Origin of the sequence: Polluticoccus soli, from assembly GCF_029269745.1 — a bacterium.
GTDB classification, from domain to species: domain Bacteria; phylum Bacteroidota; class Bacteroidia; order Chitinophagales; family Chitinophagaceae; genus Polluticoccus; species Polluticoccus soli.
Genome location: NZ_JARJHT010000001.1, coordinates 2,190,987 through 2,215,449 on the forward strand (window position 1 = coordinate 2,190,987; position 24,463 = coordinate 2,215,449).

Consider the following 24,463-nt stretch of genomic DNA (forward strand, 5'->3'; position numbering starts at 1 on the left):
TTTTACTCCATTTGTTTATTTTTGCACCACATTTCAAAAAGAGATTAAATAAAAATCTATTATGGCGATAGTAGACCTGGTAATGCCCAAGATGGGTGAGAGTATAATGGAGGCTACCGTACTGAAGTGGCACAAGAAGGCCGGCGACAAAGTGCGCATGGACGAGACCGTGCTGGAAATAGCCACCGATAAGGTAGACAGTGAAGTGCCGTCTACAGCCGAGGGTACTATTACCGAAGTGCTGTTCAAAGAGAACGATGTAGTGCCAGTGGGCACCGTTATAGCCAGGATAGACACGGTAGGCGCCGGCGCAAGCCAGCCCGCACCGCAGCCAGCAGCTGCACCGGCACAACCTGCACCACAACCGCAGGCAGCTCCGGCACCGCAGCCAGCGGCACAACCTGTAGCACACACTGCTGCACCTGCAGGCGCAGCATCAGGCAACCGTTTTTATTCTCCGCTGGTACTGAACATTGCCGGTAAAGAAGGCATCGGTATGGCTGAGCTGGAAAGAATACCAGGTACAGGCAACGAAGGGCGTGTAACTAAGAAAGATATACTGAACTATGTGGCCAATCGCGGCAACGGCGCTGTACAAGCAGCACCTGCTCCGACAGCGCAACCACAGGCTGCGCCCGCTCCTGCACCTGCTGCATCAGCAGCTAGCTACGGCGGCAATGTAGAGATCATTGAGATGGACCGCATGCGCAAGCTGATAGCAGACCACATGGTGCGCAGCAAAGCTACCTCTCCGCACGTTACTAGCTTTACTGAAGCTGATGTGACGAACATCGTGAACTGGAGAGATAAAGCGAAGAAAGAATTTGAAAAGAAATATGGTGAGAAGATCACTTTCACGCCGATCTTCATTGAAGCCATCGTGAATTGCATCCGCAAATACCCGATGATCAATGCCAGCGTTGACGGTGATAAGATCATTATCAAGAAGGATATCAATATAGGTATGGCTACGGCTCTGCCTAGCGGTAACCTGATAGTGCCTGTAATTAAAAATGCAGACACTAAGAACCTGCTTGGCCTGAGCCGCGATGTGAACGGCCTGGCAAATGCAGCCCGTGGCAACAAGCTGAAAGCCGACGACACACAAGGCGGTACTTTCACTATGACCAACGTTGGTACATTCGGTAGCCTGATGGGTACACCAATTATCAACCAGCCGCAGGTAGCGATATTGGCTGTGGGCAGCATTAAAAAACGCCCGATGGTAATGGAAACTGAGCATGGTGACGTGATCGCAATCCGTCACATGATGTACCTGTCGCTGAGTTACGATCACCGTATTGTAGACGGTTCACTGGGCGCCAGCTTCTTAACTGCTGTTGCCAACGAACTTGAAGCTTTCGATCCGAACAGGGCTATCTAGTCCAGATTTATACTTTTTTGCAAACTAGCCCGCTTTTGCGGGCTAGTTTCGTTTTGATTTGTTGGTATTTGTAATATCTTCATGTGTACACTTTACCAAACACATCATATGAAAAACTCCATTCTCCTTCTTTTCACGGTAGCAGCTGTGTTTACCGCCTGCAATCAAAAATCAGAAAAGGCCGCCGAGGCGATAGCCAATGCAGAAGCCACTCCGTCCGGTACCAAAGAAGAACGCATCAAACGCGGCGAATACCTGGTGACTGTAATGGGATGCAACGACTGTCACACACCGAAAAAGATGACAGCGCAAGGACCTGTGTTGGATTCTTCCCGTATGCTGTCTGGCCACAACGGTTCAGTGCCATCCAGTGGATTTGATACGGCGCTCACTCGTAAAGGTGAATGGATCATCATGAGCAGTGGTATCACATCGTTTGCTGGTCCATGGGGTATGTCGTTTGCCGCCAACCTGACACCAGATGCAACAGGCCTGGCTGGTTGGACAATAGATAATTTTAAAACAGCTATCAAGAAAGGTAAATTCAAGGGCATAGAAGCAGAGCGAACATTGCTGCCACCTATGCCCTGGCAAAACCTCGTGAATATTTCAGATGGTGATGCGGAAGCAATATTCGACTATCTGCAGTCACTAAAACCAGTGAGCAACAAAGTGCCGAATGCCATCATTGCCCAACACTAGGTGGGCTGACCAATAAAGTTGACCGGGTTAAATAATAATGAGAATAAGTTCTGCAAATGCGGGACTTATTTTTTTGCCGCAAGTATGGACGCATGCAGTTTTTTTCTTGACAGCAACTTCAGGTAGAGAAAGCCCGCGATGCCTGCCGTGACAGATGCACCGATTATCGCAACTTTTGCGATGAGTTGTATGCCGGGATCTGCAAACGCGAGGGTGGCAATAAATATCGACATGGTGAAACCGATACCTGCTATCATGCCCATGCCTAGTAATTGTTTCCAATGCATGCCGGTTGGCAATGTGCCGATGCCAAGTTTTACTGCAGCGAAGCTGAATAGAAAAATACCTATTGGTTTGCCGGCTACCAGCCCCAGAAAAATTCCGTGGTGTACAGTAGAAGAAAAAATAACTCCAGAGTCTGCCGGCAAAACGATCGCTGTATTGGCCAGGGCAAACAAAGGCAGTATCACAAAATTCACAGGATCGTGTAATGTGTTTTCAAGCTTGTCAATTTTTCTGAGTGGGATAGTGAATGCCAGCAGCACACCTGCAATGGTTGCATGTACGCCCGAATTATAAACCAGGTACCACAACACGATGCCTGCAATAAAAAACAATGCGTGGCGCTTCACCTTTAATATGTTCATCAATGTCAGCACAACTAATGTTGTCAATGCCAATAGCAGGTAAGTTGTATTTATATCTTCAGTATAAAACAGCGCGATAGCCAGAATGCCGCCAAGATCGTCGATGATGGCGAGCGCAGTAAGAAATATACGTAGCGACAGTGGAGCGCGTTTACCCAATAGAGATAATACGCCTAACGAAAAAGCAATATCAGTTGCCATAGGTATTCCCCATCCTTTGCTAAACCCTGTGCCGCCACACCATAGTATATATATAGTTGCCGGTACAACCATTCCACCCACAGCAGCAATCACCGGCACAATTGATTTTTTTATGCTGGATAACTCGCCTACCATCAATTCGCGTTTTATTTCCATTCCTACCAGGAAGAAAAAGAACGCCATTAGTCCATCATTAATAAGATGGAGAATAGAATGTGGTAATTGTAATTGGGGAATAGGAATGTGAAATTCTTTTTCCCAAAATGCGATATAACTTCCCGACCAGGAACTGTTGCTTACAATGAGTGAAAGCAACGTGCATCCTATCAGTACAATACCCACTGCACGGCTGTCATGGATGAACTGTTTGACAGGTGAGATGATACGCTGTTCTAAAAAATTTATTACTGGACGACGTTTTGTCACTACCCAAAAATAGGTACGGAATTTGAAGAAATATTTTCTGGAAAAGCAACAAAAAACGAGATTAAATTTTGACCAAAAAGTTTTTTGCAGTAGCAAAAAGAGTTCCAAACTTACCTTGAGGCATTCTGTATTCCGAAGTAAACAAACAAGGGCTGTGAAATTTTTTTTTTACACAAATTGTTAGCAATTTCGTCCTCCTGCTTTAGAAATGCGACAGTAGGAAAAAACGAAACGTGAAACCGGTCTTGCAGCGTCTGAGATAATACATTTTTTTGGTTTGGGCTTAGTGAGAATTTGATCCGTAAAATGAAATGAATTTTTTCGGCATGGAAGTTTTTGTCGCTTTACTAATACAGGATTTACATAATTTGGTATCACTTGATTGAACGAGTAAACTCCAAAATGGATAATAATCTATACAACACAACAGACAATATTTTAAATGAGGCGGAGGGAGCTTGGGAGAAATGTTTAGGTATTATCAAAGACAACGTCAACTGGCGCACATTCCAAACATGGTTTGAGCCGATCAAGGCCGTTGCACTATCTAATAATATATTGACACTTCAGGTGCCAAGCCAGTTCTTTTACGAATGGCTGGAAGAGCACTATGTAGAATTGCTTGGTAAAACCATCAAACGTGTATTAGGCAAAGAAGGTCGTTTGGAGTATCGCATCATGATGGAGAGCAATTCGGCTCGCAAGCCGGCCTCTATCAACATGCCCGGCCGTACACACACAAAACCATCGAAGGAAAATAACTATGTGGACATGCCCCTGAAATGGGATGACCCGCATAATATTAAAACACCTTATGCTATCCCGGGCCTGAAGCGCATGCAAATAGACCCGCAGCTGAATGGCAACTACATTTTTGATAATTATGTAGAAGGTGATTGCAATAGGGTAGCACGTTCGGCTGGTATGCACGTAGCGCAAAAGCCAGGAGCAACCGCTTTCAATCCGCTGGTGGTATTTGGTGGAGTAGGTTGGGGTAAAACCCACCTGGTGCAGGCAATAGGTAACGAAGTTCGCCGCCTGCATCCAAACAAAGCTGTATTATATGTAAGTGCCGAGAAATTCATCAACCAATTTATCGAGCACTCAAAGAATAACGAGATCAACGATTTCATTCACTTCTACCAGCTGATAGATGTGTTGATACTGGATGACATTCACCTGTTCGTTCCTGCAACAAAAACGCAGGATGTATTCTTTGCTATCTTCAACCACCTGCACCAGAGTGGTAAGCAGATAATATTGACCAGCGATACACCACCTAAGGATATGGAAGGTATGCAGGAACGCCTGCTGAGCCGTTTCCGCTGGGGACTGAATGCTGACATACAGGCGCCCGACTTTGAAACACGCCAGCAGATACTGCAGGTGAAGATGAAACAGGAAGGCCTGGAGATACCTGAAGAAGTAGTAAAATACGTAGCATATAATGTGCAGAGCAATGTGCGTGAACTGGAAGGTGCATTGATCGCACTGTTCGCACAGGCTACGCTGAATAAAAAAGAGATCGATATAGACTTGGCTAAGCGTGTGATGAAGAATTTTGTGAAGACGGCAGCACGTGAGCTGACTATCGAGAACATACAGAAGATGGTGTGTGAATACTTCCATCTGCCATACGACCGCCTGCTGGCCAAGACCCGTAAGCGCGAAGTGGTGCAGGCAAGGCAGATCACCATGTTCCTGGCAAAGAAGTTTACCAAGAGCTCGCTGAAGAATATCGGCGAACACTTTGGAGGTTTCGATCATACGACCGTGATACACTCTTGCCAAACGGTGGAGAACCTGATGGATACTGATTCGGAGTACAAAGAGCATCTTCTTGAGCTTCAGCAAAAAGTGCAGTTGGCCAGCTTATAAAAATGCTGCAAAAACTTTTTGTTATTTCCGTAATAAATCTATCTTTGCAGTCCCCAAAAGGGAAACCAAGTAGTTCTTTATTAGCTGTGAGCTAGTCTTGCAGTAGTTATAGGTGAGGTGGGAGAGTGGCCGAATCCAATAGTTTGCTAAACTGTCGTACGGGTTAAACCGTACCGCGGGTTCGAATCCCGCCCTCACCGCAGGCCACAAAAACATTGACGGTTCGCTGTCAATAAGGTTCGGGAAGTAGCGCAGGCCGGTAGCGCATCTGGTTTGGGACCAGGGGGTCGCAGGTTCGAATCCTGTCTTCCCGACGAACAATGAAAGCTCAGTAGAAATACTGGGCTTTTCTATTTTATTGAAATCCCATCCTGTAAAGGGCTTCAAGGAATTTCTACATCTTCTCTCCAGATATCTGGCACACTTAAAACATCCGTTTTATAGCCGATTCTGAACACCAAAATCACTACCACAGTCAATCATTTCTGAACACCACATAGATGGTGTTTTCACAATATTTAAATCCCGAATTATGTTGTCGTATACGATCAATTTTTTCCTCCGTACAGAGAGGAAACAAGCTGATGGAACAGCACCTATTTACATGCGGATAACCCTTCCCGAGGGGAAAATTGCCCTCTCTACAAAGCAAGCTATTCCTCCTACAAACTGGAACAATAAGAAACAGCAGGTAACCGGTATTAAGACTGCATCAGGTATCAACGGAATTCTTTTTGAACTCAAAAGCAAATACATTCAGATCATCAATCAGCTTCACCTCAGTAAGCAGGAAGTAACTGCAATCACTATACAGCAGGTAGTGAACAATGAACCTGTAGCAACAAATCAGACACTCATTAAAGTGGTTGAAGAACATAACCGGGCATTTGAAATGCAGATTGGAACACAATACAGCCAGGGCAGTTACAAGAATTACAAGACCACTCTATCTCATCTACAGGAATTCCTGAAGAATGAATTCAACCGCCAGGACATACCTCTTAAGCAAGTTAACCCACGTTTCTGTGAGCAGTATTTTATCTGGTTGACCACAGTAAAGACTTGCACTCAGAATGGAGGTGCAAAGCATCTGCAACGGTTGAAGAAAGTGGTAAACTATGCTATTAAGATGGGTTACCTGGCTACAAGTCCAATATCTTCTTACTCGGTACGGATGAAGCCAGTTCACCGGGAGGCTCTAACCTGGGAGGAGATAGAGAGTATCCGGTCACTGGAATTGCAGACAGTCAAATTAGAGAAGGTAAGGGATGTGTTCATATTCCAGGTGTTTACTGGTTTAGCTTACTCCGATGTAAAGAAGTTAGCACCCAGGCATCTACTGTCACAACAATCAGGACAGGTGTGGATCAGGATGGAACGTGCTAAAACAAATAATCTGTTCTCGTTGCCACTGTTACCACCTGCAATGGAAATACTGATGAAATACCTGGACTTAGCTTCCTCTGCTGACAAACCTGTATTTCCAGTGTGCAGCAACCAGAAAATGAATAAGTATCTAAAAGCTATTCAGGAACTGGCAGGGATATCGAAAACGCTACACAGTCACCTTTCCCGCCACACTTTTGCTACTACTATAACCCTACAAAGTGGAGTGCCGCTTGAGACAGTAAGCAAAATGCTAGGACATTCTAAAATCACCATGACACAGGTGTATGCAAAGGTTGGAGAGATAAAAATAGCCGCTGACATGGAGCAGCTCCAAAAAAGTCTATTGAGTCAGAACAAATTACACAACTAAGACACTTCACATATACTTGCATTATTCTATGTTTATGAGTACTTTTTCCGTCCATTTCATCCCCTAACAGTACTTCTATGAAACTTACTAAGTCATTCGCCGGCTTACTTAAGCAAAAACTTGCTATTGGAGATTCACGGTCAATTCTATTAAATGCAAATCCTGGCCGACTAGTTTCAAGGCTTCCGCTGTCAGATCTAAACGTTATCAAGAATGGCTTAGGAAAACAATTCCTCGACACATTGACAAGCCAACGAACATTTACGTTTAATGTAGCTATCAACTTTACAAACCGAAAAGAGGAAGATGCGGGGAAACTGGCAAGGATAGGCAAACGACTGTCTTCTATAAAGTTTGACTACGATGACTATTTAAAAGAACATGGCGTGGAAACTTTTGGGTTTGGCTTTCCAATTCTGGTTAGACAACACCCTAGGGATCCGGCAAAAGTAATAGCGGCACCGGTTTTCATATTCCCACTTGATATCAAACAATCGTTTGACAAACCGAATGAATGGGTTATCTCCAGGGATAGTGACTCTGAAATTAGAGTGAATGAAGTATTAACATCATTCATGGAAAACGAAGAGCACTTGAAGCTGCCGGTTATCTCCGAAGAAATGCTGGAAGACGGAATAATGGATCCCGCTGAAATTGATTCTTTCTGTAGTGAATTGCTAAGTAAGTTCCTCAACAAATCAGCTGAAGCTATACCTCCAAACCAGGATAAAAAACTGGAACCCTTCCCGGAAAAGATCAAGAACGGCAGAAATGATGTTCCTACCAAACTATTATGGAATGGTGTGTTCGGTATCTATAAAAGCCAGAAGCAAAACCTCATCAAAGAAGTTGATCTGCTTCTGTCAGACTACGACAACATAATGTCAGAAATCGAGTCTGAATTTACATGGGACAACTCACATAGTCCCATGAGAACAGATCCAAGTCAGAATGGAGTATTGCGGTCACTTTCGGATAGCCGGAACATTGTGATCCAAGGTCCCCCTGGTACTGGCAAAAGTCAAACTCTTACTGCAATTGTATCGAGTGCACTAGCTAACAACAAAAAAGTATTGGTTGTATGTGAAAAACGAACAGCCCTTGAAGTCCTTAAGAACAATCTGGAAAAACTAATCCCTGAATCAAAAAAGGCTATTGCTCTCATTGAAGATGTATCCAGGGATCGGGCAACCATAGTGGAAACTGTTCGCGGAAGAACGGCATCTTACCTGGCCAGCAAACACCATCTGCAGCAGATACTGAACGAAAACATTTCAAGCTTCGAGGAAAAAGCCTCAACCATAGACCGCCAATACAGTGCATTAAAGCAACCGGTTTGGAAAAACCTGCAATGGAATCATATGGTAGGCCAATGGCTCAAACCAAGGAGGACTGAACAAGACAAATTCAAACTTTACAATCTGCAACGGATATTTCAGCAGGATAGAACAGCCGACAATGAATATCACAACCTGCTGAGGGTAATAGAGGAAGCTGCTAGACTATTTGGCAAAACAAAACCTACTTTAACCCAGCTCAGTGCCACCGTTAAGCTACCACTTGACCTTTCAAAAGCCTATCATCATGAGGTTGTTCACTCACTAAAAGAAGCAGCATACAAACTGTCAGACCTGGCAAACAAAATTGAAAAGCTCAAGGCTGAAATTAAAGCAACAACTACCGACCAGGTTAATGAACTGGCAAATGCCACGTTAACTCAGATAGATAAGCTAAGTACTATTCTAGATAGTGCTCGGTCTGCCGATGCAGACATTTTCAATTTACCCTTTAAGGCAAGAATCCTGTCGATCTTTAGCAAAAAATGGAAACAGCTGATTGAAATGTCATCGGCAGCTAAATCTACCAGACAGTCTTTAACCTCGTATTGGAAAGACCTATTCAACGAACCATTTTCCACAGATTTGCTCGGTGGAAAAAAATCACTGGTACTTGTAAAGCAGCCCGCAATTGCAGAAGCCAGGTACAATGAATGTATTAATGACCAAGGCAGTAAAAAATTGAACCCGGCTCACAAAGAGGTTATTAACCAAATTCACCAGGAGTTAGCTGACTTGCTTGGCATATTAAACCGCCTTTTTAGCAATTTACCCAACAGCAAAAATCTGAATGCACTCCAATCGATGGATCTATTACAGAAAGAGCTAATAGGGTATGTGACTAATTTGCTAAAGTTGGACGAAGAGATCGGATTTTATATTTCATGGGTGGGCTTCGAACGTAAGCTAAATGCCTTTGAAACTAGTTGGATAAAAGCTCTGCATGACCACAATCCGGATGAATGGGTTCGGACAATCGAAGATGCTTGGTTGTACCGGAAATTACTGGAGCACGATACCGATGATAAATTTCCTACTGATGATTCAACACTAAGAGTATTGAAGGACCTGGGAATGAAAATCCAAAAACATCAGGAACAGCTCATCTCAAAGAATATTGATGATTGGTTTGTGGCAGGGCAGCAACGGGTTAAGCAGCTTAATTTAACTGTCAATCAGCTGTATAATTTGAGAGGATCAAAAGGAAATACCAGGAATTCCCTGAGAAAAATAGTTCAGTCAGACCTTACAGCGTTTACAGACTTCTTCCCTGTACTTATGTTGAACCCAAGTACTTGCAGCTCTTTACTACCACTGCAACGGGAATTCTTCGACCTTGTAATTTTTGACGAAGCCAGCCAGCTTAGGATAGAAGACACGTTTACAGCTCTTATCCGGGGTAAGCAGGTAATCGTATCCGGTGATAGTCAACAGATGCCACCATCTAACTATTTCGGTAGTTCAGCACAGTTTGTGGATGATGATTCTGATACTGACGACGAAACTGAGGAGGATGATTCTTCAGCCTTACTTGACGAGGCATCCAAAGGAATGGCCACTAAAGAGTCCCTACTGGAATTTGCCATTGATGCAGACTATAAAGAGACCTACCTTGATATGCACTACCGGTCAAAACACCCTGATCTGATAGAATTTTCCAATGCATGTTTCTATAACAGCAGGCTGGTACCCATGCCTGAACGGTCATCTGAAAAACCAATAAGCTATATACATGTCAACGGCATGTATGAGCAAAATAAGAACACGAAAGAGGCAGAAGAGATCATCCGGATATTGCGGGATGAAATAGACCCTCAATACTCGGTAGGCATAGCTACTTTCAACCTCACGCAAAGGAATCATATCCTTACAATGATCGGTGACGAACGGTTAAACGACAAAGACTTTCACATCAAGATGGTCAAGCTGGAAGAAAACGGCTTCTTTGTAAAGAACTTGGAGAACATACAAGGTGACGAAAGGGATATCATCCTAATCTCTACCACTTTTGGTGTAAAGCCCGATGGCAAGTTCATCATGAACTTTGGCCCGATCATTAAACAAAATGGTCACAGGCTGTTAAATGTGATCATTACCAGGGCCAAGGTTAAGGTATACCTTCTTACCTCTATACCCGAAGCCAAAATATCCGAGTATCGGGATAGACTGGAAAGCTACCGCAAGGTTGATGGAAGAACGGGATTAATGGCTTACCTGGACTATTGCAAAGCTGTAAGTGACGGAGACAATCTCGAAAAGAATAACATTCTGGATTACATCCGTTCAAAAGTTTCTTTAGGGCAAGCCAATTTTTCAAGTACTTCTACAGGTTTGACTGAGTCACCTTTTGAAGAGGAAGTATACTCCTGGTTGGCAGATGCAATAGGCCCCGAACGGGTACTGCTTCAATACAAGTGCGGAGGATTCAGAATAGACATGGTAGTATTGCCCAAATCACCGGAAAGTAAAACCCTACTGGCTATAGAATGTGATGGAGCGGCCTACCACAGTGACCAACTATCATGGCATTATGACATATACAGGCAGGAACAACTGGAACAGGAAGGTTTTGTGTTTCACCGGATATGGTCTACTAATTGGTGGAGGAAGCCTGAAAAGGAATTCCAGAATCTGTTAGAAATCGTAAATAGGTATTCATAGCAACTGCAATACAATTGTTACCCTGTACAACAAGCCGAAAACTATGCAAGTCTACATTTCAAACATTATCCCACGACTCCGAAAATTCGGTAATATGCTCAATCATATTGAGCTTATTGTAGACAGGCCATGGACGATTGTTGATGATAAAAATAGATTGATTACGTACCGTTTTAAGCGGGACAACAGTCTTATAATAGCGGTAGATGGACAATTTGAGGAGTGGGCATGGGAGCTACTGGACAATGAAACTATTATTGTCAAACACCATGGAGCAACGAGCGGTAAGTTATTCAAGCATGGGTTTGTTTTTGATGGACTGTTATTCTTACAGCAAGAATCAGTAACGGATATTCCCGGAGTTTTTTACGATAAGAACATAATCGCAGATGGAGATGTCGTTAGCTATCTTGACACATACATTGTAAAAAGATTAGAACCGATTGTTTCAACTAGTGGTAAAAATTTTTTCGTTCCTAAAGCAGACGAAATGAAAATTGGTAGCATCGTGTGTGACAAAGATTTTCAGCCAGCAAATGGAAATCTGACAATTCATGGGAAAACAGCGACAGTAATTCACGGCCGAATCGCATCTATAACGTCTCCGACGATCATGGATTTGTTTGAAGAGAATTATTATTGGTTCTTCATTATAGCCGCAATCATTTCGCTGGTATTTATTGGCCTACAGCTTTAATGAGCTACCTTTAAACCCTCAATATCACAACCACTTAACGAGTATTTAATAAACATACATGATCACCGGAGATCTGAAGAATAAAATTGACAAGGTTTGGGATGCCTTCTGGACGGGAGGTCTTTCAAACCCCATTACGGTCATTGAGCAGATGACGTACCTGTTGTTCATTAAGAGGCTTGATGAACTGCAGCTGCAGAAAGAACAGAAGGCCAGCTTTACTAAGAAGCCGGTAGAGGATCCCATATTTACCGACAAGGAAGCCAAACTGAGATGGAGCCAGTTCCGGAATGCAGACCCGGATGTCATGTTCAAACTCTTTACAAGGGATAATGGTGTATTTGATTTCCTGAAAAACCTGGGGGCATCTGATAGCTCTTTCTCCAGGTACATGAAAGGTGCCACCTTTATGATACCTACCCCTAGGCTGCTGGCACAGGTGGTGGACATGCTCTCTGATATCAACATGGAGGACAGGGACACCAAAGGTGATGTATATGAATATCTCCTTAGCAAGATAGCTACCGCTGGACAGAATGGTCAGTTCAGAACTCCCCGACACATCATTAAGATGATGGTGGAGATGATGCAACCTACACCGGAGGACATAATCTGTGACCCTTCAGCGGGAAGCTGTGGTTACCTCGTAGCAGCAGGTGAATACCTGAGAGAACACTATGCTACTGAGTTGTTGAAACCTGCAGCAGCAAAAAAGTTCCAGGAAAATACTTTCATGGGTATGGAGTTTGACCCTACCATGATCAGGATAGGAGCTATGAATATGATGCTGCACGGTATAGAAAATCCGAAGCTGATAGCAGTAGATGCACTCTCTGAAGCCAACCAGTCATTTACCAATAAGGCCACACTCATCCTGGCTAATCCGCCGTTCAAAGGCTCACTGGACAGGGAAGCAGTAGACCCGAAGCTGTTGAACATTGTTGACAGTAAGAAAACCGAGCTCTTATTCCTGGGTCTGATACTGAAAGGGCTGCAACCGGGCGGACGGGCAGCAGTGATCATTCCGGATGGTGTATTGTTTGGCAACAGCAATGCACACAAAACAATCAGGAAAACCATTATTGACGGCCACAAGCTGGAAGCAGTAATATCTATGCCCTCAGGTGTATTTAAGCCTTATGCAGGAGTAAGCACCGGTGTCTTGATCTTTACTAAGACAGACAGTGGCGGTACAGATAAAGTGTGGTTTTACGATATGCAGGCGGATGGTTTAAGTCTGGATGACAAGAGGACGGAGATCAAGGACAATGATATAGCTGATATAGTAGAACGTTTTAAGAACCTGGGCAAAGAGGCCAAACGGAAACGGACTGACAAAAGCTTCCTGGTACCGGTAAAGGAGATAAAGGATAACAATTACGATCTGAGCATTAACCGCTATAAAGAAGTGGTGTATGAACAGAAGCAGTATGAAAAGCCGGAAACCATTATTGCTCAGATAGAGCAACTGGATGAGGAACGTAGACAGCTACTTGGTGAATTGAAGAACTTGTTACAGGAAGATACTACACTAAGTATGGCCGCGGAACCAGATGTCATATACAATTAACAGAGACCAGATGAAAAACGTTAAGCTAGGAGATTGTCTGGAAAAAGTTGAAAGTATTGCACCTCAAAAGCAGTACGGCTCTGATTCTTTTGATTACATTGATATATCTGCAGTAAACGCTGAGACTAAAGCGGTTGAAGAAGTTAAACTGTGTACTGGTGAAACGGCTCCATCACGAGCACGTCAACTCTTGAATCAGTCAGACATACTTGTATCCACAGTACGTCCTAACCTGAATGCAGTAGCAGAAGTAAAAGAAGAACACCATCTTGCCATTGGATCAACTGGATTTTGTGTGCTCAGGCCTAAGTCCACGTTGTTAAACAGTAAATACTTATTTTATTGGGTCCAGTCCAAAGTGTTTGTTGACGACATGGTAAAGAAAGCAACCGGGGCTAGTTACCCGGCCGTTAGTGATACAATCATCAAATCATCTGAAATCCCCCTCCCCCCTCTCCACATACAACAACACATAGCTGACACCCTTGACAAAGCAGATGCCCTCCGCAGAAAAGACCAGGAGCTATTGAAAAAATATGATGATCTAGCTCAAAGCATCTTCTATGATATGTTCGGTGACCCGGTGAAGAATGAGAAGGGATGGGACAAAACCAAGATCGGTGATATTACTGAATTTATGACAAGTGGCTCGAGGGGCTGGGCAAAGTATTATTCGGACAAGGGAGAAATTTTCCTACGGATTAATAACGTCAAAAACGGAAAGCTCTTACTAGACGACATAGCATTTGTAATTCCGCCGAACACAGCGGAAGCTAAAAGAACCATAGTCCAACCGGGTGACTTGTTGGTTTCAATTACAGCTGATCTCGGCAGAACTGCAGTAATTCCTAAGAATCTTAAATCAGCCTATATTAATCAGCACTTAGCTCTTATTAGATTAAAACCGAAAGCTAATCCATATTATCTCTCTGCATTTTTATCGTCATCTGCAGGGCAACTTCAGTTTGTTCAAGCTGACAAGGGCGGGGTAAAAGCAGGATTGAATTTTGCTGACATTAGGAGAATTGAAGTTTTATTGCCGCCGATAGAGATTCAGAATGAATTTGCGAATATTTTGTCTAAGCTTGGGTTATTAGAAATAAATCAAATTAAAGAACTGAAGGAGTCCGACACCTTATTCAATAGTTTGTTACATCGGAACTTCTCATGAACTCCAACTTCTCCTATATACCATCTCCTTTCCAAACGCTTGTAGCCACACTGCAGGAGGCGGAGAAGTTTGTATATACGGCTCCAACCTATGCTGCGGTACTCTGCCGCAAGAGCCTGGAAGAATGGGTGATCTGGTTGTATGAACATGATGAGACCCTGGAGGAACCATACGATCAAAGCCTTAGTGCCCGCATACACGCACAATCATTCAAGAACTTATTGGGCAGCACTCTGTTCCCGCAGATAAACCTGGTGCGGAAAATGGGTAATGATGCCGCCCACTCTAATATCACCATACAACCCGCACAGGCCCTGCATGCTCTAAACATCATGCACGGGTTCACCGGCTGGGTGGTCCGGCTCTATGCAGATGGTCCTTTAGTAACAGTGCCTCAATTTGATCCTAGCCTGGTTCAAAAAAACGCACCTGCTGTAGCTTATAAGGATAAGATCAAGGAGCTGGAAGAAACGCTGCTACAGGTACAGGAGATAAACCGCAAGCAACAGGAAGAGCTGGACCGTATACAAGCCAATAAGCAAAAACACGGTAAGCTACCTCCACCACCAGATCCAAATGAAAAAGTTACCCGTGAGCTATACATCAACCTCTTACTGCGGGAAGCCGGTTGGGATCCTTCAGGAGCCAATGTAGCCGAGTATCCGGTTACAGGTATGCCCACAGGTGATGGTAAGAACAATGGCCCCGGTTATGCAGACTATGTGCTGTGGGGAGATGATGGCAAACCGTTGGCAGTGGTAGAAGCCAAACGTACCAGTAAAGATGCCACCATAGGCCAGCACCAGGCCAAACTGTATGCAGACTGTCTGGAAAAGATGCATGGTCAGAGGCCCATCATATTTTTCACCAATGGCTTTGAAACATCCATCTGGGATGATATGCATTACCCGGCACGTAAGGTGCATGGTTTCTACAAAAAGCCGGAGCTGGAACTGCTGATACAAAGAAGGACAAGCCGTACCTCTTTACAACAGGCAACAATAGATGCCTCTATAGCCGACAGGTATTATCAGATAGAAGCCATCAGAAGTGTAGGCAAGGTGCTGGAGAATAACGGCAGGGAAGCCCTGCTGGTTATGGCCACCGGTACAGGTAAAACCCGGACAGCTGCCGCACTGGTAGATGTACTGAGCAAATGCAACTGGGCTAAAAGAATACTCTTCCTGGCCGACCGTACAGCACTGGTAAGGCAAGCTAAAAATGCTTTTACCAATTACCTGCCCAACATGCCAGCAGTCAACCTCACGGAGGAAAAAGAAAATACTAAGGTCCGGGTCGTATTCAGTACCTATCAGACAATGATCAACCTGATAGACCAGGAGTACGACGACAACCAGAGACATTTCGGGGTAGGCCATTTTGATATCATCATCTTCGACGAGATACACCGGAGTGTATATAACAGGTACCAGGCCATCTTCCAGTATTTTGATGGCTGCCGTATTGGTCTGACTGCCACTCCCCGGAGTGAAGGAGACAGGGACACTTATCACCTGTTTGGTCTCGAACCTCAGAACCCTACTTATGCATACGAGCTGGAGCAGGCAGTAAAAGATAAATTCCTGGTACCGCCTAAGTCATACCCTGTAGCTCTTAAATTCCATAGAGAAGGCATCAGGTACGATGAACTAAGCCCGGAGGAACAAAGAGCCTATGAGGAAATGTTCACCGACCCGATTACAGGCGAATATCCGGACGAAATCGATAGTACAGCACTCAACCAGTGGCTGTTCAATGCCGATACCGTTGACCATGTACTGGCCCACCTGATGGAGCATGGTATAAAAGTAGCCGGAGGTGACAGGCTTGGTAAGACCATCATATTTGCCCGTAACTATAAACATGCGAAGTTTATTGAGGACCGTTTTAATATTCAATATCCCCGGTACAAAGGAGATTTCTGTAAGACCATAGCTCATAACGAGCCGTATGCTTACGATATACTAAAAGCCTTTACCGAGAAGGATAAGGGTCCCCATATAGCGGTGTCGGTTGACATGCTGGACACAGGTATAGATGTACCGGAAGTAGTGAACCTGGTGTTTTATAAGCCAGTCAGGTCAAGAACCAAATTCTGGCAGATGATAGGCCGTGGTACCCGCCTGTGTAAAGACCTGTTTGGTCCCGGACTAGACAAAAAGGATTTTGTAATCTTCGACTTCTGTGAAAACTTCGAGTTCTTTGGTAAGAAACCGGAAGGTCTGGAAACCGGCCAGGGCAAATCAATAACGGCCCGCCTGTTTGGGCAAAGACTGAAACTCATTTTCCACCTGCAGAAAAAGCAGGAACCTGAATATACTCAATACACAGATGAACTCATTAGCTACCTGCACGGTCAGGTAGACCAGCTGGATGAAACCAGTTTCCTGGTACGGCAGCACTGGCGTACAGTCGAGCAATACCGGGATAAGTATAAATGGAATGCTCTGAATGACCTTCATATAAAAGAACTGGTGGACAACATAGCCGGTATTGTTTACGAGAAAGATGAAGATGAAGCTGCCAAGCGGTTTGATAATCTCTGCTACACCATCCAGCTGCAGCTACTGGAGAAAGCATCCATTTCTGACAACCTTATTATTGAAGTTCAGACACTTGCAGCAAACCTGTCCCGCAGGGGAGCAATACCCTTGGTAGCTGCTAAGATGGACCTCATTAAAGAAGTTCAATCAAAAGGCTATTGGCAGAACCTGAGCATCTTTAAGATAGAATCTACCCGCCGTGACCTCAGGACATTGATGAAATTCCTAGAGAAGAATACTGGCAGGATTCTGTATAGCAATTTTGATGATGAAATTGTATCAGCAGCAGCGGAAAGCAAGGACATCACTTACGAAGTAGGCCTGGAGGCTTACAAACGGAAAGTCCGTCAATATGTTTTGGAGAATGCAAACCACCTGACGATATATAAACTGAGGACTGCCCAACCGATCACAGCAGCAGAGATCCAGGATTTGGAAAAGATGCTCTTTGAGCAAGGGCCGGCCGGTAGCAGAACTGAATTTGAAAAAGTGTACGGCAAACAACCCCTCGGTACATTTATCAGATCCATACTCGGCATGGATATCAATGCCGCGAAGATGGCCTTTGGTAAGTTCATTAACAATCCTTCCCTCAATGCCCAGCAGATCCGGTTTGTGGATATGATAATAGCCTATCTAACCACCAATGGCACCATAGATGTGGGCAAGTTATTCGAACCACCATTTACAGAAATCAACAGCAGTGGTTTACTTGGGGTGTTCAACCCCGACGAGGCTAATGAGCTTGTCAGGGTTATTGAAGAATTGTCAGCTGCATAAGCAGAATTATCCCCAAAAAATATCCACAATACATCAACACGTTTGATATTGATCGGTGATTTTCGTAAATTCACTAACTATCAAATCCTATCAAATGATACCAACAAGAAAGCCGTCTCCAAAGGAGGTTGCAGATACCCGTAAGTACGTTGCCAATTTTATCGACCAACCTGATTTTTACAATGAACCACTAGCTTATCGGGTCCCTAAAAACCTCAGTAAAACATTTCTCATCAGCAAAACCCCGCCATGGTGTTCCCCCGATGAATGGGTGAATGCCTGCTGGTATGTTACCGGAACCATTTGCCTATTACAAAGAAAAGCTAAAGCCAAAGGGAAAAAGGACTTCTTCAACGTGCCTCTGCACGCTGCAACGTTGAGGAAAACTCTTGGTGAAAATTATTCGTCGTTTATTGACCACATGAAGTCGGCCGATGTTGGACTAATAATTCGCACGGGTGACTACTATCCTGGCCTACAAAGCACCCAATATTCATTAGGAACAGATTACCGGGATCAGCCAGGAAAATTCCGACCAATTACAAATCCGGCCATTAAAGAGCGGCTTGCCCGGTGGAAACACGATGATTGGAAGGAACAAAAACAGCGGCTTGTTGACTACTATTATATCACTCGTTGGCTTTATTCAGGCAAGCTAGCTATTAACATGGAGGCGGCATTAACAGAATTACCTGGCTACAGAGAAAGAAAAGTCTCGGTTATAAATAACAGCAATTGGTCAGAGGAAAAAAAATCCCGGGAGTTGCAGAAACTCGATGACGAGCTGAAAAGGATGACAAAGCATATAACCTGCTTTGACCCTAGCGTCGGAGTGAAAGTTGACGATCGGGGGCGTTTATACAGCTCAGTAACTAAAATAAACAGCATACTTAGAACTTTCATTACTTATGACGGACAGGAAATGGTCTGCATCGACCTCAAAGGAAGCCAACCGCTACACTTTCTATTCTGTACACGTCAGGAATTCTACAGCAAGACTGACGAGTTCAGTCTGCATAAACTGAAACCAGAGCAGGCAAAGCACGTAATGGAATACACAAACGTTAAACATCTAAAGACAGTATACAAGACTCTTTCCATTATCCTTCTAAAAAACACTCAAACCCTTACTGACAAAGGGTTTCAGCTTCCCAATTTTGCAACCATCATACGTGAAGGCAGATTATATGAGCATATCCAAGAATACTTCGAGCTGCATTATCCAACCTCCAAATGCTGCAATTCTAGAAGTAAGGCCAAACTCTGGGTAATGGAGATGTTCTATAATAAAGTCGTCCGGTTTGGCAAACAAAAAGTCAAACACTGGAGGATACTTAAGGTTCTGTTTCCGGAAGTGGCAGCACTGATAACCATATTAAAGGCCGAACGCTACCAAGACCTTGCCCACCTCCTGCAGATGATCGAAGCAAAAATGCTGTTGGAGAAAGTATGCAAGAATATTTTCAACGCCAATCCTAGTATTCCCATTTTTACCGTTCACGACTCTATCCTTACAACCAGGGAGCATGCAAGCACGGTTAAGGAGATACTTTTAGCTACGTACCGTGAATATCTCGATTTTGACGCACAGCTTCATGACAAGGCCCTCAATCCCAAGGAATATACAGATACGGTAGATGACTACATTCTTGACAAATTAAAACTGGCTCGCAAAGAGTCTAAAAATAGAGCCGCGGCATAATTTCAATTATCCTTCCTAGACGTCCTTGTCTACATTTTTCGTCCTGAAAATCTTGACTGGGTGGTTCTCTATGAGTGGTTACCCTTGATGTGGTTATTGCCAAGTTTGCAAGGTTTACACCTTTTAAGTTTAGCCGGAAGCCGGACTAAATAGCTACAAAAAATTTTGGAAGTGTAGTCCTGTGTATCAGTACTTACCTATCCAACCTCCCCCGGCCCTAATCCTGACAGCGGATACCCCCACCCTTTCCTACAGGGGAATTCCGCATTTACTTTCTCAAACCAAATTAATTTTTGAACCTATGGTAAAGATCACAGGGTATGCTCTACGTGAGCGAAAAGATGGCACTCCCTTTGTCACTCTGCAACTCACTGGTGGCGTTGAATTAGTTCAATCCCAGGCAACGGGTAACTTTTATGCTACTGTCCGGAAGTGTAACATTCCTGCCACCTTTCCTGAAGACGTGGCTAAGATGATGATTGGCCAACAGCTGGACGGTGAAATTGTCCGTGTTCAGGTTGACCCCTACGAGTATTTGAACCAGCGTACCGGTGAGGTAATGATGTTGACCCATTCGTATGCATACCGGCCTAAGGGAGCTATTGAGCTCATTGGCCATACACCGGTAATGGAAACCGTGCACTAAGTACAAGGGCTGGTTATTCCGGCCCTTTTTTATTCAACCTTTTAATTCAGAAAACATGTTATTAGAAACTGCTAAAAGACGGCGGGCTAAGATCCGTATGTCTTTACAAGGCCCGTCAGGAAGTGGAAAAACTCATTCATCCTTACTGCTAGCATTCGGCCTGTGTGGAGACTGGAACAAAATAGCCGTTGTAGACACAGAACACCACTCAGCTGAGTTGTACTCTGACCTAGGACCGTATAAAGTGCTTAACCTGGCTGCTCCATTTACTCCTGAACGTTACATGGACGCCATCACCATTTGTGAGCAGGGTGGTATGGAGGTCGTAATACTCGACTCTATAACACACGAGTGGGAATACCTATTAGACTATCACTCCTCCCTGCCCGGCAACAGCTTTACTAACTGGAACAAGATTACACCCCGGCATAATGCCCTGGTACAAAGAATTCTGCATTCATCCAGCCATGTCATAGCTACCGTCCGTACCAAGCAAGATTATGTGCTGACTGAAAAAAATGGCAAACAGGTTCCGGAAAAAGTTGGACTAAAATCTGTACAGAGAGACGGCCTGGAGTATGAATTCACCCTTGTATTTGACCTGGATATTAAGAACAATGCCACTGCCAGTAAGGACAGAACCGGGTTATTCCATGGCAAGCCGGAGCAGAAGATTACCATTGATACAGGCAGAGAGATCCTTAACTGGTGCAAGAGTGGAGATCCCATAACTGCAGATGACATCACCCGCAGAATTGGTGACACAAAATCTATTGAGGAACTACTGACCATCTTCTACCAGTACCCGGATTTTCAGGCATCACTAAAGCCGGAATTTGAGCAGCAGAAAAGAAGACTGATAATAAATGATGAGGCTCATAGGGAACTCGGCACCGGTAATATTCCAATGAACGGTACTGGCCATTAATACACTTCTAAAACTTTGTTTATGGACCCACCGCAGATAAATTTCGTTGACAACAACAGCATCCTGATAATAAACCGACATGGGTTGATGAAGCAGGTATTCGTTCCCTTTAAAGTCATCGTAGCCGTCAATATATCCATCTTCCGGATTGGCAATGTGGTATATGTAGATGAGGTGAGCCAGGACAGGCAGAACCGGTTAATGTACCGTGTCGCTGGTAAATGGTGGCATTATGACCTGTTTGTAATAGCAGTTGGGTTCTGATGCTTACAAACCGTCTATAAGCTCAGACATTTCAATATTCAGGCCTTTACAGATGTCTTTGAGATAAAGAAATGACGGGTTGATGTTTCCCTTTTCAAGCCGGTGAACCGATTGCTTATCCTTATCTACGGCATGTGCCAATTGTTCAAGAGTGAAGTTCTTTGCCAGCCGGAGAGACTTCACTCTTTCTCCCAACCGGACCAGGTACTCCCTCTGAGCTTTACTAATTGGCATCGGGCCAATAGTAGAAAGACCACCAAAAAATTAAGTCAACGGATTCGTTTACTTTTCAAATATATTATATATTTTGCATTTCACTATTTTATCACTTTAATAACCAATCTATGAAAAATCTTCGCCTGATTATTCTTCTGGTTTTTGCAGCATCGTGCAAAAAATCCTCTACCGGAAACAATCCCACCTCCACCCTTAATGCAACTGAACAAAAGCTTGTCGGCACCTGGTATCTGAAGAAAGAAAGACTTATCCAAACTCCCATGGATACCACTTACACTATTTTTTCCGGCAAGCCTTATGTTAAGTTTACTGATGCTCCGTACCTGGATAGTGCATACAAAAACAGGAAAAGGTATACTGATAATGCAGGCATGGCTATACCTAGCATAGGTAATATGCGGGGTAGTACCACATTTGAAGAGTTCGGCTGGGAATACGATGAAAATTCGGATCAGCTTATAGTGTATGCCTTCAACTATACTATAGCTGCTATAGATCAGAAGAACCTTATTTTATGCCCGACAATCCACAATACGGGTGCTTCAAAGGACACCCTTTGGTTTGAAAAATAAAGCCATTCCAATACCATCAAAATGTCATTACAACCAATACTTGCTGTTGTGTTTAGATTCATGTATACACAAAGCAAGCCCGGAGACATGTTTGCCTTTTGGGGAGGAGTTTTACTTATCTGGATAGTAGTAAAGCTTATTAACTGGTTCTTAAAACTGTTTAAATGAGCATTTTTGAAACCATGCTTGCTATACTGGCATAGGCCACAAATAGAATAGCATTACATTTTTTAACACAGCCTGTACTTCCTTGAAGAGGTACGGGCTTTTTTCATTTTTATTTATGGAGCAACTATATAAGCTAGCTGAAATTAAGGTCCGGTATAACCGGTCCACACGTAAGGAGATTGAGCCTCTGATAAAGGGATCAGATGATGCCATCACTGTACTGAGGAAATTCTACAGCTCCGACACTATTGAGCTGCAGGAGCAATTCATTGTTCTATACCTAAACCGGGCAAACCAGGTTATAGGGGTATATAAGATGTCTACAGGAGGAATAACCGGTACTATTGCTGACATCAGGATCATGCTGGGAGTAGCCCTGCAAACGGCTGCCTCGTCCATTATTATGAGTCATAATCACCCAAGCGGAAATCTTATTCCCTCCGGTGCAGATAAGGAGCTAACTAAGAAAATGTCCGAAGCCTGCCGGTACATGGATATTAAGCTACTGGACCATCTGATCCTATCGGCGGAAGGTTACCACAGTATGGCCGAGGACGGATTGACTTCATGAGTCAGCAATATTCGGTAATTTGTACTAAGTATGGCCATGTGCTCAAATAATACACCAAATCTGCTACCAGGTAACCAAAATCGGTCTACCGCCGCTATTGTGCCCAGAAATTCAAAGCTTAAATCATTGACTGTAAAGAGTTTCGGAATACTGGTTTGGGACCAGGGGGTCGCAGGTTCGAATCCTGTCTTCCCGACGAACAAGAAAACGTCACTCATTTGAGTGACGTTTTTCTTTTATACCTAGTTTAGCAGGAATGTCTGCTGAGATTTCCATTTTCTGGTTTCGCCGCGATCTGAGGCTGCATGATAATGCAGGACTATACTATGCACTTAAAGCCAGCAGACCAGTATTGCCAGTTTTCATTTTCGATACTAATATTCTCGAGGATCTTAAGGATAGACAGGACAAGCGTATCCAGTTTATATACGATGTGCTGGCGAAAATGCAGGCACAGCTGGAAAAGAAGGGTAGCACGCTGCGTGTATTACATGGAACGCCGAAAGAGTGTTTTGCGAAACTGTTGAAGGAATATAAAGTAACGGCAGTTTACACCAACAACGACTACGAACCATATGCTACTAAGCGTGACAGCGAAATAGCGAAGCTTTTGGATAAAGAAGGTATAACATTTCACAGCTATAAAGACCAGGTGATATTTGAGAAGGGAGAAGTAGTAAAAGATAATGGCGAGCCATACACCGTGTTTACCCCTTACGGCAAAAAATGGTTGCAAAAGCTGGACGAGTTTTACCTCAAGTCGTATCCTACAGCCAAATACTATAAACACTTTATTAAGCATGCTCCGAAGCGAATGCCAAGTCTGAAAGCTTTGGGTTTTGAGAAAACAGAATACTTTGCTGTACCGCCAAAGCTGAATGAAGCGATTGCCATAGACTATGAAAAGACGCGCGATATTCCGTCATTAGAAGGTACTACCCGTTTAAGTGTCCATCTTCGTTTTGGTACGGTTAGTATAAGAGAGCTGGTAAGAGATTCGTGGCAGCTGAATAAAACGTTGCTGAATGAATTGATCTGGCGTGAGTTCTACCAGATGATATTGTGGCATTTCCCTAATGTGGTGACCGAGTCTTTCAAGAAGGAGTATGACAACATTAAATGGCGTAACAACTACGACGAATTTGAAAAATGGTGCAACGGCCAAACCGGCTACCCAATAGTGGATGCAGGTATGCGGGAGCTGAATGAAACTGGATTCATGCACAACCGAGTGAGAATGATAACAGCAAGTTTTTTAGCGAAACATCTGCTGATAGACTGGCGTTGGGGTGAAGCATATTTTGGTGAGAAGTTGCTGGATTATGATTTAGCTGCTAATAATGGCAACTGGCAATGGGCGGCAGGCTGCGGCTGCGATGCTGCTCCTTATTTCAGGATATTCAATCCGCAACTGCAGACAGAAAAATTTGATCCGGAAAGAAAGTACATTTTGCATTGGGTGCCTGAGTTGGGAACCGAAGACTATCCTCAACCAATAGTAGATCATAAAACAGCGCGTGAACGTTGTCTGCAGGTATATAAACGCGCACTAAGCAGATAAGTGATAAACAAAAGAAAGCTCCATCACGGAGCTTTCTTATTGCTTAATTATAACGAAC

18 protein-coding genes and 2 tRNA genes are annotated in these 24,463 nt (G+C 43.8%); 18 read left to right on the forward strand and 2 right to left on the reverse strand.

The genetic code is table 11. The features are described 5' to 3' along the window. Positions 1–61 precede the first annotated feature (61 nt). Both P2W83_RS09585 and P2W83_RS09590 read left to right on the forward strand, forming a co-directional pair. Entirely contained in the window at positions 62–1,384 is a 1,323-nt protein-coding gene (locus P2W83_RS09585; protein ID WP_276133500.1) for a dihydrolipoamide acetyltransferase family protein, read from the forward strand. 108 nt (positions 1,385–1,492) lie between these two features. Then, positions 1,493–2,086 carry a diheme cytochrome c-553 gene (locus P2W83_RS09590; RefSeq protein ID WP_276133501.1) on the forward strand — a complete coding sequence of 198 codons (594 nt, stop codon included), beginning with the start codon at positions 1,493–1,495 and terminating at the stop codon, positions 2,084–2,086. A 65-nt stretch (positions 2,087–2,151) separates the two neighbouring features. Here the strand turns inward: P2W83_RS09590 and nhaA are convergent, their stop codons facing one another. Then, positions 2,152–3,360 (reverse strand): Na+/H+ antiporter NhaA, encoded by a 1,209-nt coding sequence (nhaA, locus tag P2W83_RS09595; protein WP_276133502.1) that lies wholly within the window; start codon positions 3,358–3,360, stop codon positions 2,152–2,154. A gap of 402 nt (positions 3,361–3,762) precedes the next feature. Between nhaA and dnaA the strand changes: the two genes are divergently transcribed. From dnaA to P2W83_RS09660, 13 genes are all read left to right on the forward strand, one after another. Further along, positions 3,763–5,238 carry a chromosomal replication initiator protein DnaA gene (dnaA, locus tag P2W83_RS09600; protein WP_276133503.1) on the forward strand — a complete coding sequence of 492 codons (1,476 nt, stop codon included), beginning with the start codon at positions 3,763–3,765 and terminating at the stop codon, positions 5,236–5,238. Positions 5,239–5,349: 111 nt separating this feature from the next. Beyond that, positions 5,350–5,438: transfer RNA gene (locus tag P2W83_RS09605), tRNA-Ser, on the forward strand. A gap of 40 nt (positions 5,439–5,478) precedes the next feature. Further along, a tRNA-Pro gene (locus P2W83_RS09610) sits at positions 5,479–5,552 on the forward strand. Between the two features lie 218 nt (positions 5,553–5,770). After that, on the forward strand, positions 5,771–6,997 hold the full coding sequence (locus tag P2W83_RS09615; RefSeq protein ID WP_276133504.1) for a site-specific integrase: 1,227 nt from the start codon (positions 5,771–5,773) through the stop codon (positions 6,995–6,997). A gap of 77 nt (positions 6,998–7,074) precedes the next feature. Continuing rightward, positions 7,075–10,995 (forward strand): AAA domain-containing protein, encoded by a 3,921-nt coding sequence (locus tag P2W83_RS09620; RefSeq protein ID WP_276133505.1) that lies wholly within the window; start codon positions 7,075–7,077, stop codon positions 10,993–10,995. A 94-nt stretch (positions 10,996–11,089) separates the two neighbouring features. Further along, positions 11,090–11,692, forward strand: coding sequence for a hypothetical protein (locus P2W83_RS09625; RefSeq protein ID WP_276133506.1), 603 nt, complete (start codon positions 11,090–11,092; stop codon positions 11,690–11,692). Positions 11,693–11,750: 58 nt separating this feature from the next. Then, entirely contained in the window at positions 11,751–13,262 is a 1,512-nt protein-coding gene (locus P2W83_RS09630) for a type I restriction-modification system subunit M (protein ID WP_276133507.1), read from the forward strand. Positions 13,263–13,272: 10 nt separating this feature from the next. Then, complete coding sequence (locus tag P2W83_RS09635; RefSeq protein WP_276133508.1) at positions 13,273–14,433, forward strand: restriction endonuclease subunit S; 1,161 nt, start codon at positions 13,273–13,275, stop codon at positions 14,431–14,433. Further along, on the forward strand, positions 14,430–17,756 hold the full coding sequence (locus tag P2W83_RS09640) for a DEAD/DEAH box helicase family protein (protein ID WP_276133509.1): 3,327 nt from the start codon (positions 14,430–14,432) through the stop codon (positions 17,754–17,756). The genes P2W83_RS09635 and P2W83_RS09640 overlap by 4 nt, the downstream gene beginning before the upstream one ends. Before the next feature lie 94 nt (positions 17,757–17,850). Then, positions 17,851–19,458 (forward strand): hypothetical protein, encoded by a 1,608-nt coding sequence (locus P2W83_RS09645; protein WP_276133510.1) that lies wholly within the window; start codon positions 17,851–17,853, stop codon positions 19,456–19,458. 301 nt (positions 19,459–19,759) lie between these two features. Then, positions 19,760–20,104 (forward strand): hypothetical protein, encoded by a 345-nt coding sequence (locus P2W83_RS09650; protein WP_276133511.1) that lies wholly within the window; start codon positions 19,760–19,762, stop codon positions 20,102–20,104. Positions 20,105–20,159: 55 nt separating this feature from the next. Further along, positions 20,160–21,032, forward strand: coding sequence for an AAA family ATPase (locus tag P2W83_RS09655; protein WP_276133512.1), 873 nt, complete (start codon positions 20,160–20,162; stop codon positions 21,030–21,032). A gap of 21 nt (positions 21,033–21,053) precedes the next feature. Continuing rightward, the gene (locus P2W83_RS09660) at positions 21,054–21,296 is read left to right on the forward strand and encodes a hypothetical protein (protein WP_276133513.1); all 243 of its coding nucleotides are present in this window, start codon (positions 21,054–21,056) and stop codon (positions 21,294–21,296) included. A gap of 3 nt (positions 21,297–21,299) precedes the next feature. Here the strand turns inward: P2W83_RS09660 and P2W83_RS09665 are convergent, their stop codons facing one another. Then, complete coding sequence (locus P2W83_RS09665; protein WP_276133514.1) at positions 21,300–21,530, reverse strand: helix-turn-helix domain-containing protein; 231 nt, start codon at positions 21,528–21,530, stop codon at positions 21,300–21,302. Between the two features lie 110 nt (positions 21,531–21,640). Here P2W83_RS09665 and P2W83_RS09670 point away from each other — a divergent pair, with 110 nt between their 5' ends. From P2W83_RS09670 to P2W83_RS09680, 3 genes are all read left to right on the forward strand, one after another. Beyond that, a complete protein-coding gene (locus P2W83_RS09670; RefSeq protein ID WP_276133515.1) occupies positions 21,641–22,105 on the forward strand; it encodes a hypothetical protein in 465 nt (154 codons plus the stop codon). Between the two features lie 283 nt (positions 22,106–22,388). Next, on the forward strand, positions 22,389–22,844 hold the full coding sequence (locus tag P2W83_RS09675) for a JAB domain-containing protein (RefSeq protein WP_276133516.1): 456 nt from the start codon (positions 22,389–22,391) through the stop codon (positions 22,842–22,844). 256 nt (positions 22,845–23,100) lie between these two features. Then, positions 23,101–24,405, forward strand: coding sequence for a cryptochrome/photolyase family protein (locus P2W83_RS09680; RefSeq protein WP_276133517.1), 1,305 nt, complete (start codon positions 23,101–23,103; stop codon positions 24,403–24,405). Positions 24,406–24,463: the final 58 nt, after the last annotated feature.

What these genes read in the sequence shown, in the direction of transcription:
- P2W83_RS09620 (WP_276133505.1), top strand. Translation starts at nt 7,075, where the DNA reads ATGAAACTTACTAAGTCATTCGCCGGCTTACTTAAGCAAAAACTTGCT.
- P2W83_RS09650 (WP_276133511.1), top strand. Translation starts at nt 19,760, where the DNA reads ATGGTAAAGATCACAGGGTATGCTCTACGTGAGCGAAAAGATGGCACT.
- P2W83_RS09670 (WP_276133515.1), top strand. Translation starts at nt 21,641, where the DNA reads ATGAAAAATCTTCGCCTGATTATTCTTCTGGTTTTTGCAGCATCGTGC.
- P2W83_RS09635 (WP_276133508.1), top strand. Translation starts at nt 13,273, where the DNA reads ATGAAAAACGTTAAGCTAGGAGATTGTCTGGAAAAAGTTGAAAGTATT.
- P2W83_RS09680 (WP_276133517.1), top strand. Translation starts at nt 23,101, where the DNA reads ATGTCTGCTGAGATTTCCATTTTCTGGTTTCGCCGCGATCTGAGGCTG.
- P2W83_RS09645 (WP_276133510.1), top strand. Translation starts at nt 17,851, where the DNA reads ATGATACCAACAAGAAAGCCGTCTCCAAAGGAGGTTGCAGATACCCGT.
- P2W83_RS09615 (WP_276133504.1), top strand. Translation starts at nt 5,771, where the DNA reads ATGTTGTCGTATACGATCAATTTTTTCCTCCGTACAGAGAGGAAACAA.
- P2W83_RS09640 (WP_276133509.1), top strand. Translation starts at nt 14,430, where the DNA reads ATGAACTCCAACTTCTCCTATATACCATCTCCTTTCCAAACGCTTGTA.
- P2W83_RS09630 (WP_276133507.1), top strand. Translation starts at nt 11,751, where the DNA reads ATGATCACCGGAGATCTGAAGAATAAAATTGACAAGGTTTGGGATGCC.
- P2W83_RS09665 (WP_276133514.1), bottom strand. Translation starts at nt 21,530, where the DNA reads ATGCCAATTAGTAAAGCTCAGAGGGAGTACCTGGTCCGGTTGGGAGAA.
- dnaA (WP_276133503.1), top strand. Translation starts at nt 3,763, where the DNA reads ATGGATAATAATCTATACAACACAACAGACAATATTTTAAATGAGGCG.
- P2W83_RS09675 (WP_276133516.1), top strand. Translation starts at nt 22,389, where the DNA reads ATGGAGCAACTATATAAGCTAGCTGAAATTAAGGTCCGGTATAACCGG.
- P2W83_RS09660 (WP_276133513.1), top strand. Translation starts at nt 21,054, where the DNA reads ATGGACCCACCGCAGATAAATTTCGTTGACAACAACAGCATCCTGATA.
- P2W83_RS09590 (WP_276133501.1), top strand. Translation starts at nt 1,493, where the DNA reads ATGAAAAACTCCATTCTCCTTCTTTTCACGGTAGCAGCTGTGTTTACC.
- P2W83_RS09585 (WP_276133500.1), top strand. Translation starts at nt 62, where the DNA reads ATGGCGATAGTAGACCTGGTAATGCCCAAGATGGGTGAGAGTATAATG.
- P2W83_RS09655 (WP_276133512.1), top strand. Translation starts at nt 20,160, where the DNA reads ATGTTATTAGAAACTGCTAAAAGACGGCGGGCTAAGATCCGTATGTCT.
- P2W83_RS09625 (WP_276133506.1), top strand. Translation starts at nt 11,090, where the DNA reads ATGCTCAATCATATTGAGCTTATTGTAGACAGGCCATGGACGATTGTT.